Consider the following 3,353-nt stretch of genomic DNA (forward strand, 5'->3'; position numbering starts at 1 on the left):
TAAAGCTGTAATGATTGCAGGCACCCATTCAGGGGCAGGTAAAACTACTGTAAGCCTTGGGCTTATGGGAGTGCTGTCAAAAAGGTATAAAGTTCAGCCTTTTAAAGTAGGTCCAGATTATATAGATGCTGCTTATCACCGATATGTCACAGGGAATTTTTCCTGCAATCTCGACTTGTACCTGTTGGGGAAACAAAACCTTAAATCGCTTTTTTACAAAAATGCCTGCAATGCTGACATTTCTATAATTGAAGGTGTTATGGGAATGTACGATGGGATTGATACTACAAAAAAGGGGAGCAGTGCTGACATTGCGAAAATTTTAGATATTCCTGTGATTTTAGTTGTAGATGCTTCTTCTATGGCGACAAGTGTATCAGCTTTAATAATGGGTTATATGCACTATGACAGGGAAGTAAAAATTAAAGGTGTGATATTAAATAAAGCTGGAAATAAAAAACACTATGCCCTTTTGAAAGAATGCATAACAAGAGATTTAGGTATTGAGGTTTTTGGCTATCTTCCAAAGGATGCAAAATTAGATTTGCCAGAAAGACACTTAGGCCTTGTGCCGATATATGAGATGCCAGAAATTAAACACAAGTTTGATACCTTGTATGATTATATTGAAAAATACATTGATATAGAAAAAATTCTCAATGTTGATGCGATTGACTGTTCAAGTACTTTTAGAAACACAACTGGGAAGCACCATGATTTAAAAAAGGTAAAAATAGGGTATGCGTTTGATGAGGCTTTTAACTTTTATTACAAAGAGAGTTTGGAACTTTTTGAAGAAATGGGAGCAGAGCTTGTACCCTTCAGCCCTCTTAAAGATTATAAGTTACCAGATGGAATATCCGGTTTGTACATAGGGGGAGGATTTCCAGAGGTTTTCGCGGAGAGGCTTAATAAAAACAAAAAAATGTTAAAATCGGTTAAAGATGCAATAGATTCAGGTATGCCTGCATATGCAGAGTGTGGCGGCTTTATGTATCTCACAAAAAGCATAACAGATTTACAAGGAAATACTTTTGAAATGGCAGGAATTTACGATTTTGAAACTGTCATGACAAAAAGGCTTCAGAGATTTGGCTATGTTGAGGCAGAAGTTATTGAAGATAACGTCCTTTTTAGAAAAGGTGATAGAATAAAAGGACATGAGTTTCACCACTCAATAATAAAAGGTTTTTTACATAATGTTTCATACATTGTGCATAAACCAGGTAAAGAGGAAAGTTGGGAATGTGGATTTGTGCATAAAAATTGCTTCGCAACATACGTTCATATAAATTTATACACATATAAAGAGGCTGTTAAGAGGTTTGTTGATAAATGCGTTCAATACCAGAACTTAAATGCTTTTCAGGAGGATTAATATGACACTTAAACTAATGGTACAAGGAACTGCCTCTTCAGTAGGTAAAAGCTTATTGGTTGCTGCTTTTTGCAGAATTTTCAAGCAAGATGGTTACAGAGTAGCCCCTTTTAAGTCTCAAAATATGGCTTTAAATTCCTATATAACTGATGAGGGATTAGAAATAGGGAGAGCTCAAGCCATGCAGGCGGAAGCTGCAGGTATCAAGCCTTCTTATCACATGAATCCAATCCTTTTAAAGCCCAGCTCTGATAGAATGAGTCAGGTGATTTTAAGAGGCAAAGTTTATAAAAATATGTCTGCAGCTGAATACCATCAATTTAAGCCTGAACTTTTAAAGCTTATTAAAGAGGACTTTGATTTTCTTGCAAGTCAAAATGACATTGTTGTAATAGAAGGAGCTGGAAGCCCTGCGGAAATAAATTTAAGGGATAGAGATGTTGTAAACATGGGTATGGCAGAGATGGTAAATGCACCAGTACTTCTTGTAGGAGATATTGATAAAGGAGGTGTATTTGCTTCAATAGCTGGCACTTTGCTCCTTTTAAAAGAAAATGAGAGAAATCGCATTGAAGGTGTACTTATAAACAAGTTTAGAGGAGACATTGAAATATTAAAGCCAGGTCTTAAGATGTTAGAAAACATTGTACACAAAAAGGTTTTAGGTGTTGTCCCTTATATGGATGTGCACATTGATGAAGAGGATGGGGCGACGGAGAGATTTTATCGTACGAATACAGAAGGAGATATAGAGATTGCAGTTATAAATCTTCCCCACATATCGAATTTTACGGATTTTGAACCTCTTGCTAAAGTTCCCGGAATAAAGCTTCGATATGTGAATAAAAGGGAAAGGATTGGAGATTGTGATGTTGTTATAATTCCGGGAACAAAAAACACAATTGGAGATTTGCAAGCATTAAAAGGATATAGGCTTGATAAGGAAATTTTTGAAATGAGAAAAAAAGGAAAATTTATAGTCGGCATTTGTGGAGGATACCAAATGCTGGGAAAAGTCATTAAAGACCCTAATCAAATTGAAAGCTCTCTTAAAGAAATTGAGGGACTGGGACTTTTGGATATAGAGACTGTAATTGAAAATGAAAAGACAACAACCCAAGTTAAGGCGGTTATTCGCAATAATTTACCATCAATATTATCACCTCTTAGAAATATTGCTGTAGAGGGATATGAAATACACATGGGGCAAAGTCGAATTTTGGGAGATTGTCCCCCTTTTTCAGTAATAACTCATAGAAATGGAGAAAAAATCGAAGTTTATGACGGTTGTATAAGCGATGATGGAAAAGTGTTTGGAACTTACATACACGGAATTTTTGAAAACAGAGAGCTTGTCAGGGAATTTATAAATATTGTGAGAAAATCAAAAGGACTTTCTCCTATAGAGGAAATTATTGATTACAAAGAATTTAAAGAAAGAGAATATGATAAGCTTGCAGATATTGTGAGAAAAAGTATCGACATGAAAGAAGTCTATGAAATTATGGAGAGGTATAAAGATTAATGGAAGTGGTATTAGCTTACTTATTAGATTTGTTGATAGGAGACCCTGAAGGATATCCTCATCCTGTAAGAATTATAGGGAGAGTGGTATCACATTTAGAGAGTATACTTAGAAAATATGCTAAAAGCAACAGAGCTTTAAAAATAGCAGGTTTTATACTGTGTGGACTTACAGTAACTTTGGCATTTGCAGCAACATATGTACTACTTTATATTGCAGGACTTATACATCCATATTTAAAGTATGCTTTAGATGTTTTAATTATATATACCTGTCTTGCTACAAAAGACCTTGGTAAAGCTGCAGGAAAAGTATACGAAGCGTTGACAAGAGGCGATATAGTCGAAGCAAGGAAAAGATTATCTTATATAGTCAGTAGGGATACAGATAGGCTTGATGTTGAGAATATCTCCAGAGGAGCGATAGAAACAGTTGCAGAGAATATATCAG

3 protein-coding genes are annotated in these 3,353 nt (G+C 35.3%); all 3 read left to right on the forward strand.

The annotated features are described in order from the left end of the window. On the forward strand, nt 1-1,378 hold a 1,378-nt coding region (locus M663_RS0103815; RefSeq protein ID WP_273702617.1), incomplete at its 5' end, for a cobyrinate a,c-diamide synthase. 1 nt (nt 1,379) lies between these two features. Beyond that, a complete protein-coding gene (locus M663_RS0103820) occupies nt 1,380-2,903 on the forward strand; it encodes a cobyric acid synthase (RefSeq protein WP_029687984.1) in 1,524 nt (507 codons plus the stop codon). Further along, a partial coding sequence (locus M663_RS0103825) for a CobD/CbiB family cobalamin biosynthesis protein (RefSeq protein WP_029687985.1) occupies nt 2,903-3,353 on the forward strand: 451 nt, incomplete at its 3' end. The genes M663_RS0103820 and M663_RS0103825, both read left to right, overlap by 1 nt.

This window comes from Thermoanaerobacter sp. A7A (assembly GCF_000445185.1).
In the GTDB taxonomy this organism is placed as follows: domain Bacteria; phylum Bacillota; class Thermoanaerobacteria; order Thermoanaerobacterales; family Thermoanaerobacteraceae; genus Thermoanaerobacter.

Coding starts and splice junctions, on each gene's coding strand:
- M663_RS0103820 (WP_029687984.1), top strand. CDS start 1,380: ATGACACTTAAACTAATGGTACAAGGAACTGCCTCTTCAGTAGGTAAA.